General features: G+C 58.2%; 13 protein-coding genes. 8 read left to right on the forward strand and 5 right to left on the reverse strand.

Going from position 1 to position 15,599, the window contains the following annotated elements:
• Positions 1–65: 65 nt before the first annotated feature.
• The 6 genes from QSK43_RS00165 to QSK43_RS00190 all read left to right on the forward strand — a co-directional run bounded on the left by QSK43_RS00165 (position 66) and on the right by QSK43_RS00190 (position 6,815).
• Positions 66–1,412 (forward strand): glycosyltransferase family 4 protein, encoded by a 1,347-nt coding sequence (locus tag QSK43_RS00165; RefSeq protein WP_162484817.1) that lies wholly within the window; start codon positions 66–68, stop codon positions 1,410–1,412.
• Positions 1,409–2,182: an HAD family hydrolase gene (locus QSK43_RS00170; RefSeq protein WP_332301886.1), complete on the forward strand. Its 774-nt coding sequence runs from the start codon at positions 1,409–1,411 to the stop codon at positions 2,180–2,182. Before QSK43_RS00165 ends, QSK43_RS00170 begins: the two co-directional genes overlap by 4 nt.
• A gap of 280 nt (positions 2,183–2,462) precedes the next feature.
• Positions 2,463–2,903, forward strand: a complete 441-nt coding sequence (locus QSK43_RS00175) for an NUDIX hydrolase (RefSeq protein ID WP_045024098.1) — start codon at positions 2,463–2,465, stop codon at positions 2,901–2,903.
• Positions 2,904–3,063: 160 nt separating this feature from the next.
• Entirely contained in the window at positions 3,064–4,566 is a 1,503-nt protein-coding gene (locus QSK43_RS00180) for an inorganic phosphate transporter (RefSeq protein WP_332301887.1), read from the forward strand.
• A gap of 19 nt (positions 4,567–4,585) precedes the next feature.
• Positions 4,586–5,323, forward strand: coding sequence for a 16S rRNA (uracil(1498)-N(3))-methyltransferase (locus QSK43_RS00185; RefSeq protein ID WP_332301888.1), 738 nt, complete (start codon positions 4,586–4,588; stop codon positions 5,321–5,323).
• Between the two features lie 118 nt (positions 5,324–5,441).
• A complete protein-coding gene (locus tag QSK43_RS00190) occupies positions 5,442–6,815 on the forward strand; it encodes a glutamate--cysteine ligase (RefSeq protein ID WP_332301889.1) in 1,374 nt (457 codons plus the stop codon).
• A gap of 180 nt (positions 6,816–6,995) precedes the next feature.
• Here QSK43_RS00190 and QSK43_RS00195 read toward each other — a convergent pair whose 3' ends face one another.
• Positions 6,996–7,289 carry a DUF1127 domain-containing protein gene (locus QSK43_RS00195; RefSeq protein ID WP_332301890.1) on the reverse strand — a complete coding sequence of 98 codons (294 nt, stop codon included), beginning with the start codon at positions 7,287–7,289 and terminating at the stop codon, positions 6,996–6,998.
• A 202-nt stretch (positions 7,290–7,491) separates the two neighbouring features.
• Between QSK43_RS00195 and QSK43_RS00200 the strand changes: the two genes are divergently transcribed.
• Positions 7,492–8,442, forward strand: a complete 951-nt coding sequence (locus QSK43_RS00200) for a LysR substrate-binding domain-containing protein (RefSeq protein WP_045024108.1) — start codon at positions 7,492–7,494, stop codon at positions 8,440–8,442.
• A 238-nt stretch (positions 8,443–8,680) separates the two neighbouring features.
• Here the strand turns inward: QSK43_RS00200 and QSK43_RS00205 are convergent, their stop codons facing one another.
• Positions 8,681–11,116, reverse strand: coding sequence for a DUF1217 domain-containing protein (locus tag QSK43_RS00205; RefSeq protein ID WP_332301891.1), 2,436 nt, complete (start codon positions 11,114–11,116; stop codon positions 8,681–8,683).
• Positions 11,117–11,483: 367 nt separating this feature from the next.
• Here QSK43_RS00205 and QSK43_RS00210 point away from each other — a divergent pair, with 367 nt between their 5' ends.
• Positions 11,484–12,050 carry a DUF6101 family protein gene (locus tag QSK43_RS00210; RefSeq protein ID WP_045024112.1) on the forward strand — a complete coding sequence of 189 codons (567 nt, stop codon included), beginning with the start codon at positions 11,484–11,486 and terminating at the stop codon, positions 12,048–12,050.
• A gap of 77 nt (positions 12,051–12,127) precedes the next feature.
• Here the strand turns inward: QSK43_RS00210 and ubiA are convergent, their stop codons facing one another.
• The 3 genes from ubiA to QSK43_RS00225 form a co-directional block, all read right to left on the reverse strand.
• On the reverse strand, positions 12,128–13,078 hold the full coding sequence (gene ubiA, locus QSK43_RS00215) for a 4-hydroxybenzoate octaprenyltransferase (protein ID WP_332301892.1): 951 nt from the start codon (positions 13,076–13,078) through the stop codon (positions 12,128–12,130).
• Positions 13,079–13,196: 118 nt separating this feature from the next.
• Positions 13,197–13,997, reverse strand: coding sequence for a MipA/OmpV family protein (locus tag QSK43_RS00220; RefSeq protein WP_045024133.1), 801 nt, complete (start codon positions 13,995–13,997; stop codon positions 13,197–13,199).
• Between the two features lie 278 nt (positions 13,998–14,275).
• A complete protein-coding gene (locus tag QSK43_RS00225) occupies positions 14,276–15,532 on the reverse strand; it encodes a cyclopropane-fatty-acyl-phospholipid synthase family protein (protein WP_332301893.1) in 1,257 nt (418 codons plus the stop codon).
• Positions 15,533–15,599 lie beyond the last annotated feature (67 nt).

Raw genomic sequence — 15,599 nt, forward strand, 5'->3', positions numbered from 1 at the left:
CATTTTTATGGAACCTTTTGTCCGTTTCGGTCTTTTTATCGGGTTAATTGGAAAAATTTACCAAGATGGGACCCATGACAACCACGAGCGAAACTGAACGTTATCCGCGGATAGCTCTCATATCGACGCATGGCTATGTCGCCGCGCACCCGCCACTCGGCGCGGCAGACACCGGGGGACAGGTGGTTTATGTGCTTGAGCTTGCACGCAAACTCGGCCAGCTCGGTTACACTGTCGATCTCTATACCCGCCGCTTCGAAGACCAGCCGGAATTCGACGAAGTTGACGAGCGCGTCCGTGTGGTGCGCATTCCCTGCGGCGGCCGCGATTTCATTCCCAAGGAATATCTGCACCGCCACCTGATGGAATGGTGCGAAAACGCATTGCGCTTCATCAAGAAAAACGACCTCAACTACTCCTTCATCAACAGCCATTACTGGGATGCAGGCGTGGCCGGACAGCGGCTTTCCGAAGCGCTGAAAATCCCGCATCTGCACACACCGCATTCGCTCGGCCTCTGGAAAAAACGCCAGATGGAGACCGACTATCCGGAAAAGGCCGATACGTTCGAACTGGAGTTCAATTTCAGGGAACGCATCCAGCACGAACTCATCATCTATCGCAGCTGCGACATGGTGATCGCCACGACCCCGGTGCAGCTTGACGTTCTGATCGAGGATTATGGTCTGAAACGCAAGCATATCCACATGATCCCGCCGGGTTACGACGACAACCGCTTCTTCCCCGTCTCCGATGCGACGCGGCAGATGATCCGGCAGCGTTTCGGCTTTGAAGGCAAGACGGTGCTGGCGCTTGGACGCCTTGCCACCAACAAGGGTTACGACCTGCTGATCGACGGATTTTCCGTGCTGGCGCAGCGGGAACCGGAAGCCAGGCTGCATCTGGCCGTCGGTGGCGAGAATATGGACGAGCAGGAAACGACCATCCTCAACCAGCTGAAAGAGCGGGTCAAATCGCTCGATCTGGAAGACAAGGTGGCGTTCTCCGGTTATGTCGAGGACGAGGATTTGCCTGATATCTATCGGGCAGCCGATCTTTTCGTGCTTTCAAGCCGTTACGAACCCTTCGGCATGACCGCGATCGAGGCCATGGCCAGCGGCACGCCGACCGTCGTGACGATCCATGGCGGGCTGTTCCGCGCCGTCAGTTATGGCCGCCACGCGCTGTTTGCCGATCCCTTCGACAAGGAAGATCTCGGCATCACCATGATGAAGCCGTTCAAGCATGAACGGCTCTACGGACGGCTTTCCCGCATGGGCGCGCATAAGGCGCGCAGCCTCTTCACCTGGACGGGTATCGCCCAGCAATTGCTGGCGCTGGTGGAAGGCAGGACGATGATGCCGGTTCTGGAAGAATCCGACTGGGCCGAACCATGGAACGACGGCGATTGAGACCGCTTCGCCTTTTCTCCACCGATCTCGACGGAACCGTCGTCGGCGACAATGACGCCACGCGCCGGTTCCGCGATTTCTGGCAATCGCTGCCGGACGATCTTCGTCCGGTCCTCGTCTTCAACAGCGGCAGGCTGATCGACGATCAGCTTGCGCTCATCGAAGAGGTGCCCCTGCCCCGGCCTGACTATATCATTGGCGGCGTCGGCACCATGCTGCACGCCAGGGAGCGAAGCGAGCTGGAAAGCGCCTATACGCATTCGCTCGGCACGGGTTTCGACCGGCAAAAGATCGCGGATGTCATGGCCGGCCTGCCGGGCGTGACCATGCAGGCGGAACGATACCAGCATGGCCTCAAATCCAGCTGGTTCCTGCATGACGCGGAGGAAAAGACGCTCGGCGAGATCGAAACCGCACTTGTGGCGGCGGATATCGATGCGCGGATCGTTTATTCCAGCAATCGTGACCTCGATATATTGCCGAAGGCCGCCGACAAGGGCGCGGCATTGGCATGGTTATGTGGACAACTGCGTATCGGCCTCGACGAATCAGTCGTGGCGGGCGATACTGGCAATGACCGGGCAATGTTCGAATTGAACGGCGTTCGCGGCGTGATCGTGGGTAATGCCCTGCCGGAGCTTGTCTCGCTGGCGGATCAAGACAGCCGTTTTTTCCTCTCGAGCGCGACGGAAGCAAACGGTGTAATCGAAGGTCTCCGGCATTGGGGACTGGGACTGCATCCCGGTCAACGCAATTCCGACACCGATTGATAGCGGTTTAGCACTCCGGACAACGTGAAAGCAGACAGATGCGGTATTGCCGCAATCAGCTGCTTGTCTGGGGAACCACCCGGATGAAATTCCCGTTCGCAAAACTGCCGCCTCCATTTTTGCCCCACAGGCTTCATCAGCGTGAAGACAGTAGTGGGTTAAGGGCAATGGGGGATTGGCGCAGCATGCGGGATGTCTATATTAGCAACTATGGCTGACCAATAATAAGGACTTATTCGGATTGAAGATTTTGAATCGATTGGCGACAGATGTTGGCTTGATGTTGCGCAGACCGCCGCGACAGCAATATGCAGCGCTGTGCTATCGATTTTCCAAAAAACATCCGGAACCGGAAGTCCTGTTGCTGACAAGCAGGGATACCGGACGCTGGGTCATTCCCAAAGGCTGGCCCATGGCCAACAAGAAGGCCCATGCGGTGGCCGAACAGGAAGCCTATGAGGAAGCCGGCGTCAAAGGCAGGGTAGATAAGGCCCCCTTCGGATTTTATGAATATGAGAAAAAGCTGAACAGCGGCATCAATGTGCTGTGCAAGGTTCAGGTGCATCTGCTCGAAGTGGCGGAGTTGCAGGACAGCTTTCCGGAAAAAGAGTCCCGGCGGCTGGAATGGGTCAGCCCCGAAGAGGCGGCCGCGCGGGTTAACGAACCGGAACTGAAGGCGCTTATGCTGGCTTTCGACAAGCGAATGGCGCTTTCGAAATAGCGCGAATGCCCTGATAGTGGCAATTTGCGGTTTGTTTTTCCAACATGGCTTTTACCGTCTTTCATTTTGGAAAGATGTGCGAGATGTAACAGTCTTTCTGTAATTGCCTTCAGCCCGCGAAATTGCCGGACGAAAAGGAATGCTGGCGAACGAGGTCTGAATGGCAATAAAGCCGTCACCGAAGATGAAGTCGACGCTCGACAAGGATCTCGACAAGATCACCCGTGTCGAAGAGGCGACGCTGCACGTCACGCAGCAGCTTGCCGGGCTTGGCGCGGGGGTGATGTTCGTCGTTCTGGCCGCCATATTCGCCGGCGTTTTCGTCACTGGCACGTCGGGTGCCGCCATCATCATCGCCGCCGTCGCCATCGGCGCCTATATGGCGATCAACATCGGCGCGAACGACGTGACGAACAATGTCGGCCCTGCGGTCGGCGCCAAGGCCCTGCCGCTTGCGGCAGCGCTGATCATCGCGGCCATCTGCGAGATCGCCGGTGCGCTGATCACCGGCGGCAACGTCGTCGAGACCATTTCCAGCGGCATCATCAACATCCAGACCATTCCCGACAGGACGGCTTTTTCCTGGGCGATGTTGTCCGCTCTGCTCGCCGCCGGCCTTCTCGTCAATATCTCGACCTGGACGAAAGCGCCGATCTCTACCACCCATACGGTGGTGGGCGGGGTCGCCGGGGCGGGAATGGCGGCCTACGGAGCAAAAGCGGTGGACTGGCTGTCGCTCGGCAGCATCGCCTTCGCCTGGGTGCTCGCACCCTTCATCAGTGCCGCCATCGCCATTGCCATTCTCGCCTTCATCAAGGAATTCATCATCTACCGCGAGGACAAGATCAGTTCTGCGCGGCGCTGGGTGCCGGTTCTCATCGGTTTGATGGCGGGCGTTTTCACCGCCTACCTCATCTGGGTCGGATTACGGCAGCTCATGCATGTGTCGCTTGGCCAGGCGAGCGCTATCGGACTAGCTGCGGGCCTCGTCTCCTGGCGGCTCTGCGTGCCGATCATCCGCAAACAGTCAGTGGGGCTAGAGAACCGCAACCAGTCGCTGCGAACGCTGTTTCAATGGCCGCTCGTTCTCGCCGCCGGGCTGATGTCCTTCGCACATGGGGCAAATGACGTTTCGAACGCCATCGGCCCGGTGGTGGCCATCGTGCGGGCTTTGCACGACGAAGCGGTGCAGACATCCGCCCGCGCACCGCTGTGGGTGATGCTGGTCGGGGCGTTCGGGCTTTCCTGCGGTATTCTTCTTTACGGCCCACGCCTCATCCGCCTTGTCGGCGAACAGATCACCAAGCTCAACCCGATGCGCGCCTTCTGCGTTTCCGTGGCCACTGCGCTGACCGTTCTTGTCGCCTCGCGCTTCGGCCTGCCGGTCAGCACCACCCACACGGCCATCGGGGCGGTGTTCGGTGTCGGCTTCTTCCGCGAATGGTACATGCAGGCGTCGCGACGGCGGCAGGAACTCCTCCAATCCGGCGGCGAAACCCGCCGGGCCGACAAATATGCGGACAATCCTTCCGAGATACGCCGCCGTTACCTTGTCCGGCGCTCCCACTTCATGACGATCATTGCCGCCTGGCTGGTGACGGTTCCCGCAAGCGCGACGCTTGCGGCGCTGCTCTATTGGCTGATGTCTTTCCTCTTTCTCTGACGCTGAAACCGAAAGTCCCATGCGCGCAAATTTCCGGATGCAACGCCTGTTCGTCGAAACCCCGCTTGATGCGGGGGTGGCACAGGATGCGACGACCGAACAGTTCAATTACCTCGCCAATGTGCTGCGCATGACCGACGGCGCGGAAATCCTGCTGTTCAATGGTCGCGACGGCGAATGGAAGGCGAAACTTTCCTTCCCGAGCCGCAAGAAAATCGTCCTTATCCCTCTGGAACAGACACGACCCCAGCCGCAGGCACCGGATCTGCACTACCTGTTTGCGCCGCTGAAAGTCGGGCGGATGGATTATCTGGTGCAGAAGGCTGTCGAGATGGGGGCAGGCCTGCTGCAACCGGTGATGACGCAGCATGTTCAGGGCAAGATCCACAATACCGAAAAGCTGCGCGCCAACGCCATCGAGGCTGCCGAGCAATGCGGCATTCTGTCTCTGCCTGAAGTGGCCGAGCCGGTGAAGCTGAGAGACATGCTCGAGACATGGCCGCACGACCGGCGCATCATCTATTGCGACGAAGGCGATGCGGGACAAAATCCGCTGCCTGTTTTGCAGTCGATCAAGGAGCGCAAAATCGCTCTACTGGTCGGCCCGGAGGGCGGGTTTTCCGAAGAGGAAAGGGAGCTTCTGCGCAGCCTTGCCTTCATCACCCCCATTCCGCTCGGGCCTCGCATTCTCAGGGCCGATACCGCCGCGGTTGCAGCTCTTGCAGTCATTCAGGCGGCTATCGGCGACTGGAACTGAACGGCAGCATTGCGCTTCATGCATCTTTAAAAGAAATTCATTTGCCTCCGGATGCGATCCGGCTCTATCTGCCACTCATATGCCTCGCCGCAACAGAGACGTCACAACAAGGTAAGCCATGGCACGCGACACGACCGACCAGACCCCCCTCTCCTCCGTCACGGAGCTTACAGACTATCTGGCGGGCGGTTGCCGAGCTGAAGCCGATTTCCGCATCGGCACCGAACACGAAAAATTCGCCTTTTTCCGAAAGGACAACCAGCCGGTTCCCTATGTCGGTGAGGCCAGCATTTCCGCGCTTCTGAAGGGCATGCAGGAAAAGCTCGGCTGGGAGCCGATCATGGATGGTGAAAACATCATCGGGCTTGGCGAACAGCACGGCATGGGGGCCATCTCCATCGAACCGGGCGGCCAGTTCGAGCTTTCGGGTGCGCCGCTCGAAAACCTGCATCAGACCTGCAAGGAATCCAACCAGCATCTGGCGACCCTGCGCGAGGTGGCGGAGCCGATGGGCATCCGTTTTCTCGGCATTGGCGGCAGCCCGCTGTGGAGTTCCGACGAAACGCCGCGCATGCCGAAATCGCGCTACGCAATCATGACGCGCTACATGCCGAAGGTTGGGACCAAGGGTCTCGACATGATGTACCGCACCTGTACGATCCAGGTTAATCTCGACTTCTCCTCAGAAGCGGATATGCGCCAGAAGATGCGCGTTTCCATGAAGCTGCAGTCGCTGGCAACCGCACTGTTCGCCTCTTCGCCCTTTACCGAGGGCAAGCCGAACGGCCTTTTGTCCTGGCGCGGCGATATCTGGCGCGACACCGACAATCGCCGCTCCGGCGTGCTGCCTTTCACCTTCAATGATGATTTCGGCTTCAAGGATTATGTCGAATGGGCGCTTGATGTGCCGATGTATTTCATCGTGCGCGACGGCAAATATCACGATTGCACCCATGTCACCTTCCGCCAGTTCATGAACGGCGTGCTGAAGGGCGAAATCGCCGAGTGGGAACCAACCATGGGCGACTGGACGAACCACCTCTCCACGCTCTTCCCCGATGTGCGCCTGAAGCGTTTTCTGGAAATGCGCGGCGCCGATGGCGGCCCGTGGAGACGCATCTGCGCCCTGCCCGCCTTCTGGGTCGGTCTTCTCTATAATCAGGAAGCGCTAGACGCGGCCGATGCGCTGACGGCCGACTGGAGTTTCGACGAGGTGATCGCGCTTCGCAATACCGTACCGGCCAAGGGGCTGGCGGCGGAGATTGCCGGCAAGCCGCTGCTCGGTATCGCCCGCGAGGTGCTCGATATGTCCCGCACCGGCCTCAAAAACCGCAACCGCCTGAACGGCGACGGTCAGGATGAAACCGTGTTCCTGTCATCGCTGGACGAGGTTCTGGCCAAGAAGACCACGCTCGCCGAAGACCTGCTCGCGCTTTACAACGGTCGCTGGGGCGGATCGGTTCTGCCGGTGTTCGATGAATATCAGTATTGACGCATTTCCAGTCAAACTGCGCGCAAGCAAAGCAATGCGATAAAAAAACCCGGTGCGGCCGAGGGGCCTGACACCGGGCAAAGGCAGGGTTATTGGCAAATCACCCTGCGGGGAAAACCTTATCGGTTCGAGAGCAATTCCGGCCGCTGGAGGTTCCGCCGGAATTGCACGAACAAAAGCCTAGAGCGTTTTGAACCGCGTAACCGAGCGCAAGCGTGCTGCGCGGGTCAGGTGGGCGGTCGGATCTTCGAACAAGCCCGTATCGAGCGCGTCCCTCACATCCGATCGCGCCAGCCCGATATCGGCGAGCAGGCGGTCGTCGAGCTCCGTCAGCCCATTGGCGACGATACGATTGTAGATGCGCTGCGCGAACGTTTTCACGGCGGAAGCAACGACGACAACCATGCGACGCAGGGTGTCGCTCTGCCGGTCGGTTGCGAGTTCCAGTTCCATTTTCCGTTCTGCCGTGCGCATGATACTTATCCTTCCGTAACGGCACGATGCGGCGTCGCTCCCGACGCACCACGCGCGGGAAGCTGCCTTGGGTTGGGGGCTGACGATATGTCCGCCCCAGGTTGATATTGATTTGCTGAGTACCAAAATGTCGCAAGACTATTGATCAGTCCAACGAATGTTTCTAATGTGAGGCATCAATCATTCTGATGGATGAGCATACATGTCCGCACCTCTCGACATAGACCAGCTGCACACCTTCATCGCCATTATCGATACGGGCAGCTTTACCAAGGCCGCAGATCGCGTTTTCAAGACGCAATCCGCCGTATCCATGCAGATGCGACGGCTTGAGGAACGGATCGGCAAACAGCTTTTCGCCAAGGACGGGCGCGGCAACCGCCTGACGGCGGAGGGCGAAAAACTGATGAATTACGCCCGCCGCATCATTCGCCTCAACAATGAGGCGATCGCGGCCTTCGACGACAACAGGCTGGAAGGCACGCTGCGGATCGGCACCCCTGATGACTATGCCGACCGCTACATGCCTGAAATCATCGGGCGTTTCGCCAAGACCCATCCGAATGTCGAGCTTTATATCGTTTGCGAACCTTCGGCGAGCCTTTCGGAGAAGATGGCGCGCGGCGAACTGGATATCGCGCTCGTCACCCACAATCCCCGCGCCCGTTCCTCCGATGTCGTGCGTACCGAACCGCTCTGCTGGGTCGCCTCCGCAAACCACCCGCTGAAGGATGACGCACCCGTGCCGCTGGCCGTCGGGCGGCGCGATTGTCACTGGCGTCAGCTTGCCTGTTCGGCGCTCGATGCCGACGGGCGGGAGTATCAGGTACTGTTCACGAGCTGGTCCTCCACCGTCGTCGCCGCCGCCGTGCTGGCCGGCATGGCGGTTTCGGTGCTGCCGGAATCGGCGCTGCGCACCGGCATGAAGGTTTTGACCGCCTCAGACGGTTTTCCGCCCCTGCCGCCGGTCCAGATCGGCCTGATGAAGCGGCCCGGTCTGTCGCCCTCGCTGGTGAACGCCATCACCGACCACATCACCGCCTGCCTCGACAACATCTCCCCGATGAACGTCGCCGACGAGCTGGACAATGATGTGAAGACCTACCCGAAGATGCCGCGCCTGCGTGCCGGGAATATGCTGCCGGGCTGGTGAGCGGATAGCGCGAATGCTGGCGTGCGAGACAGCAGCATCCTCGCCCCCGTCACCCCGGACTTGCTCCGGGGTCCAGCGCGATCAAGTCTTTGATCGCGAAAGACTTCCCTCACGGCGCAGACGCGCCGTGGCTGGATGCCGGATCTAGTCCGGCATGACGGAGAAGATGTTTTTCGCCTTTGTAATCAACCTTCCACCGGGCAAGCACGGTCTTTCAACTGACCATCCTCTAGTTCGCCTATCGCGCACGCAGCGAAGCGACGGCCAGTAGCGTGTCGCCGCTGATGCCCACCGAACCGCTGCCGTTGAACAGCATCATGATCGGGTTGGTGTTCTGTTTGTCGTCGTACATGATGGTGAAACGGGCGATCAGTTTCTTGACCTTTTCAGGATCCTGAAAATCCTCGATGTCGAAATATTTCTTCATCATCCCCACCTGCGTATCGACCGGCGCATTGCCAAGTTCGTCGGGAATACCAAAGGTAGTCGTGATGAAGTTCTGGATCGCGGTGTCCGCCAGAATGGAATAATAGGATGTCATTCCCGCCGCCATCCGCTTGAAATAGAGCGCCAGACGCACACCTGCATTTTCTTCACCCGCCTGCGTCTCCAGCGTCTGTGTCAGATAATTGTCCAGCGTCTCGTAAAGGCCGCGCCGCGTCTGGATGGAGCTGCGATCCTCACGCAGGATATTGCCGTCCGTGTCGAAGTTGAAGGCGGTGACAAGACGGCGGAAGATCGGGTCCATCTCCTTGTTGAGATAGCTCTCCTTGTCGTCCAGCTTCGACGCGAACATCTTTTGCAGCTGGTCCTTGGTGACCTTCGTCGGATCGATACCAAGCGATTCCATCGCGAATTTCGTCAGGCGATCATTGCCCAGAAAGTCCTTGAGCGTCTTGACCTTCTGTATCTCCAGCCGAAAATATTCCGCTTCCTTCTTGGCGGCATCCTTGTCCTTCTCGGTCCCGAAAGCCGATTTTTTCTTGATGTAGTCGACCGACATGGTCTGAATTTCGAGTTCGGACTGCGCAAGAACCGGAGAGCCGGGCGATCCGTCAGACTTGAAGTTGAAAAGTTCCGCCAGTTTGACGTAGCGGTCATCCTTCAGCGCATAGACATAGCTCTTCTTGTCCTGCAGGTCGCTGGTCAGGGCTTTTCGGACATCCGCAATATTCACCTTCGCCGGATCGAGGCCTACGGCCTTCAGCGCATAGGTGTAGACCGCGCTGCTTTCCAGGAAGTCCGCAACGGATTTGACATTGGCAATATCGCTCTTGAACAACTTCAAGGCCTTTTCGTCGGCGGCATCGTCCTTGTCGTTGTAATGGATCATGTAGCCATTTGTCGTGGTAGCGGTCTGGGTTGTCGTCTGCGGCGTCGTGCCATCCGGCAGCGTTCCGTCCGCCTTGAAATTGAACGCTTCGCGCAATGCGATGTAACGTTTGTCGCCATTGCCGAACTTGACGATATAGTTGTTCGGATCGCTGAGATCGCTGGTCAAAATGTTCTCGATCGTTGCTTTGACGATCGTCAGGTCGTTCAGGTCGAAGGCGACCTTGATGTAGTTGAGAAGGCGCGCATCCGAGGTCAATTCGGTTACGGTCTTGATCGAGCCGATCTTCGATTCGAAATAATCCCTGTTCAACGTGGCGACGGTTGGCGTCACGCGCGGCGCACTGCCCACATAGGCATCCGTCATTATCTTGATATTGTCGGCCTTCTGCGCGCCGCCGGCCGCCACGGTGCCATCGTTCTTGAATTCGAAGGCGGCAGCAATGTACGTCATACTGTTATATTGCGTGACGGTTTTTGACAGCGTCGTCTGCTCCGCCTTGATAGCGGCAAGTTTCACTTCCCACTCGTCTTTCGGCGGCAGCACGGCTTCGAGCTGCGTCAGTTGATCCTGCCGTGTGACCTTTTCGGCCTCGAGCTTCGTGCGATCTTCGTCGCTCAAATCTGTTCCCGCAAGCGCGGTGTCGATCGCCGTGATCCGGGCGGTGACCTGGGCATGCAGTTCAATATTGCCCTTCATCGCCAGTTTTTCGACGGCATCATTATAGGCGGCGCCGAATTTCTGGTTGAGGTAGCTGTCGGGATCGGCGACGTCGCTCGTCATCAGTCCTTTGATCTGGGCGTAGGAATATGTCTTCTCATCGATGCTGAAGACTTCGAAAATGTAGGCGCGGGCTCTATCGTTTTGAAGCAGCTGGTCCACATTCGTGACGGTTCCAATGATCGCCTTGTAATAACGGGTTTCCTCGGCAAGGCTGTCGTCGAGATTGGTGATCGACGTATCGTAGAGCCCGATCATCTTGTCGAGCTGCGCCTCCGTCTGCACGGTGGCGGTGGACTGCGTGAAGTTGAAGGATGCGGCAAATTCGCGGTAGCGTTCATCCGTCAGCTTGTTGGCGAAGCTGTTCTGGTCGTTCAGGTCGCTTTCCAGCACCTTTTTCATGAAGGCCTTGGCATAGGTCATCTCGCCGAGACCGAAGGCGTCCATGGCGTAGGAATAGAGCTGGTAGTCGTTGAGGAACTCATCGACGCTTTTCACATCACCGATGTTTTCTTTGTAATACGTCGTCTGCCGCTCGATCATTCCCTGCTGCGACACGCGTGAAATGCTTGCCTTCATATCGCGGTTGATCAGGTCGTAGCTAAGAAAAGTCGATACCATTCGATGCCCCCTGGAGCATCGCGCATCCCCTTGGACACGGCGCGCTCCGGTTTTTAAAATCCACGCACCGCACCTCCATCCGGACGCACGGCAAGCCTTGGCGCGACTGTGCATGACGCGCCTTGCCCGTAGCTTGAAAGAGCACGTTTTCAGCGCCGAGAAAAATCGCATTGTCTCAATCGGCTTTACCTAAGCGAAACCATGCCACAGTGGGTTTTGCTAACCATTTGGGAATGCAAAGTTTTCTTAACCGCGATTTTTAAGCAGTCTCGAACATGCGGCGGATATTCTCCTGGCATCAGAGGACGAAAAGTCCCGATGAGAAGACCGGAAACCGGCTCTCAGGTAAAACAAGGGTAGAATAAACATGACCAAGACCGTTCTGAAGCCCGACTGGGCCGTCGCCACACTCAGACTCGACCCGGCACGTTTTCCGCAACAGGTCACCTACGGCAAAGGTAACGGCGCGACCGACATCGCCGTCACGCTCGATGAACGGGGCGCCGTTCTGAGAAAGGTCCTGTCCTCTTCCGGCCTGCCTTTATCCTTCGCTTTGCCCGCCCGTGCCTTCAAGGGCGTTGCCGCCCGCGCCATCGACCATGGTGATGGTCAGGTTACCGTGACGCTGGAACTTCACCATGACGATCCGGACCTTTGCGTTCCGCTTCTGGTCGCTCATGACCTCTGCGACATCGCCGCCGACTGGCGCAGCTGGTCGGAAGCATACCGCATTCCCATGCTGATGGTCGAAGCAGACGGCGTCGCCCGTCCGCTGGAAGAACATCTCGGCAAGGTGCGCACCCAGAATACCCGTCCGCGCCGCCGCCATTCCTATTTCGCGGAGCGCCGTCCGCGCTTCCTCGTTCGCCGCTCCACCGGTTCGCTCGGCATGAGCATGAAGATCGAGGGCAAGGAAATCATCGCCCGCAGCTGATAATCTTCAGCCAAACAATCAAAAGCCCGGCGCGAATAACGCGGCCGGGCTTTTTTGCATCTTGCCTTCCAGCAGCCTTATGCCAGCAGAAGCGGCAGAATGAGGCCCGCGAAAATCAGCACACCGACACGATTGTTGGATTTGAACAGCATCAGGCATTGCGCCACGTCATCGATATCCAGCACCCAGACCTGCCGGAAGAGCATGATCGCGGCAGCGGCAAGGCCGCTATAGGCGATGACGTTAACACCCGCCCCCCAGAACGACAGGGCGATCATGGCAAGGGCTGTGCCATAAAGAAAAACCAGCCAGCGATGTGTATTATCCCCAAACAGCAGCGCGGTCGAACCTATCCCCACCGCCGTGTCGTCTTCCTTGTCCTGATGGGCGTAGATTGTATCATAACCGATCGTCCAGGCGATGGAGCCGACATAAAGCAGGACAGCCGGCCAGGAGACAGATCCGAACTGTCCCGCCCAGCCCATCAGCGCGCCCCAGGAAAAGGCAAGGCCGAGGAAAAACTGCGGCCAGTTGGTAAAGCGCTTGGCGAAAGGATAGATCGCCACGAAGACCAGCGAAAAGATACCGGCGGCAATCGCAAAACCGTTGAACTGCAAAAGCACCACAAATCCGGCGAGCGCCTGCAACACGATGAAGACCTTCGCCTGCGTCCTGCTCACCCGGCCGGACGGCAGGGGCCGGGAGCGGGTGCGCGCCACGGCCATGTCGATCTTGTGGTCCGCGAGATCGTTATAGGTGCAGCCCGCGCCGCGCATCGCCACCGATCCGATGAAGAACAGCACCAGATGCCAGATCAGCGTGGCCCAGGAGAAACCACCGCTCGCCACTGCGGCATTGGCCGCCAGTGCTGCGGACCAGAAACACGGCCACATCAGCAATTGCCAGCCGATGGGACGATCCCACCGTGCAAGTTGTGCATAGGGCCAGAGAGGCCTCGGCAAAATCCGATAGACCCAGTTGTTGGATGGCGCGTCCGAAACGCGGTCTGACAAATCGCTGTGAACCATGCAGATGTTCTACAGCATCGGCGGGCAAATCGGAATCGATTTCAGCACTTGGCCGCAGACGCAAAAAAGCCCCGCAGCGCTTTCGCGACGGGGCTTTGGATGGCTATATCGCGTTACTTCAAGGCAGCGTGAAGCCGAATTTGTAGCTTGCCTGAACGCCGACGACGAACTGGTTTTTCGAACCGCGCTCGCGCACCAGCGAACTGTCGGCAGCGTCGCCCGTCAGGCGGCGATACTCCGCAAACGAGCCGATTTCGGCGGCTTCGGTGACTTTCCAGGTGATGGCGGCTCCGACGCCGGCGGAATGCAGGCCGCCGCCAGGGCTATAGGGCGATGGCGCGCCGGCAGCCGTCTGGGCGGCGCTAACGCCGTAATAACGCTCATTATATTTGCTGCTCACCCATGTGGCGCGCGGACCGGCGGAAATCTGGATGCCGGGCGCAATATCGGTGAAGACATCGGCCGAGAGGTCGGCGACCACGCCGCTATGGCTGCGGATGCCCTGACGGGCTTCGCCGCGAATACGCAACCAGTCAGTGGGATAAGCTTCGGCGAAACCGCCAAGCTCGCCGCCGCGCTTGATGCGGGTCATGCCTTTCAGATCGTCGGAATCTTTCTGGTTACGCGGGGATACCAGCTTTCCGGCAAGACCCATGCTGATCGGGCCATTGTCCAGCAGCGAGATCGAGGCGCTGTCGTTGCGCGAGGTGAAACGCGCGCCCTGCCCCTGACGGCCAAGCGAAATGATCGGCGAAAAGCCGAATTCGTTCTTGTTGTCGCCCTGATATTTCGGCGCGGAGAAACCCGAACCGCCGAGTTTCAGATACCAGTCGCCGGAAAACCAGCCCTCGGCATGAGCGTTGCCGACGGCAAAAAGCGATAGAACACAAGCGGCGACTGCCGCTGATGGCTTGAACATGAAAGGAACCCCAGAAACGCAATACAAACAGGTGAGCGTAGAATTAGAGGGATTCCGTTTCCATTCCATTAACCAGCAGCAAAGAGGGCAACCCTCATGCCGCGAGGGTGGTAGCGATGTCCGAAAACCTCTCTACCGTCATGCTCGGGCCTGTCCCGGGCATCTGCAACCATTTGATTTCACGATACGTGATTGGATCCTCGGGACGAGCCCGAGGATGACGTCGAGTTTGGACTGAGCTCTGTAAACAAGCCACGACTATGCCGCTCACGCCGTCCTTAGAACGCCACCTTCTCCAGCGGCGGCCGCGTCTTTTCGAATTCCAGCAGTTTCGCTTCGTTGCGGGCGATGTAGTCGCGATTGTGCGGAACCGCGTCACGCTGCTTGGCGAGCTGAATCTGGAAAATATGGAAATTTTCGTGGGTAAAGGCCATTTCGGACCCTGCCAGATAAAATTCCCACATGCGGAAGAACCGTTCGTCGTAGAGTGCTATCGCCTCCGCCTTGCGCGCCACGAAACGTTCACGCCAGTGCCTGAGCGTGTGCGCATAGTGCATGGGCAGGATTTCGATATCCTTCACCAGCAGCCCGGACTTCTGGATCGCCGGCAGCACTTCGCCGAGCGATGGAATGTAACCACCGGGGAAAATATATTTTTCGATGAAGGGATTGGTCGCCAGTGCCGGACTTGGCTGGCCGATGGAATGCAGCACCATCACGCCATTGTCGTCCAGCACCTCCGCCACCTTGTCGAAATAGTCGCGATAATGGGTCGGCCCGACATGTTCGAACATGCCGACGGAGACGATGCGGTCGAATTTTTTCGAGGCCGGCAGATAACGGTAATCCTGCAATTCGAAGCGGACATTGCCGGCAAGCCCGCGCTTTGCCGCACGGTCGCAGGAAACGCGCAACTGCTCCTCGCTGAGCGTGATGCCCGTCACGTCAGCACCGGCGCTTTCGGCAATATACATTGCCATTCCGCCCCAGCCGGAGCCGATCTCCAGCACGCTCTGGCCCGGTTCCGTCATCAGCTTGGCGGCGATATGCCGTTTTTTGGCGACCTGCGCCTCATAAAGGCTGATACCAGGCGGATTGAAATAGGCGCAGGAATATTGCCAGTCCTCATCAAGGAAGAGGTCGAAAAGCTTGGCGCTCAGATCGTAGTGATGGGCGACGTTGCTCTTGTTGTGGTTGACCGGCAGATGCATCTTGATGCGGGCGGTGACGATGCGCACGATACCGCGCCAGATCATGCCGAAGGACAGTGCCTCGCTTAGCGTATTGCCTTTGACCAGCGCCAGAAAGTCGTAGATGTCACCCTCCGAGATCTTCATACGGCCTTCCATATAAATCTCGGCGAGTTTCAACGCAGGATCGGCGGCAATCTCCTGCATGGCGGCTTCATCGGTGAAATTCAGAACCAACTTTTTTCCCGTGCCGTCACCAAATTTACGGCTGCCACCCGGGCTGTTGACGGTGAGATCACCGATCTTGATTATCTTTTCCAGAAGAACATGCAGAGACGACGCCATGGCACCCCCAATTGCTAAGTCTCACTTATCATTTTTACTGACCGTATTCCTTTCCTTACAAGTTTCA

Origin of the sequence: Rhizobium sp. GR12 (genome assembly GCF_036596185.1) — a bacterium.
In the GTDB taxonomy this organism is placed as follows: domain Bacteria; phylum Pseudomonadota; class Alphaproteobacteria; order Rhizobiales; family Rhizobiaceae; genus Agrobacterium; species Agrobacterium nepotum.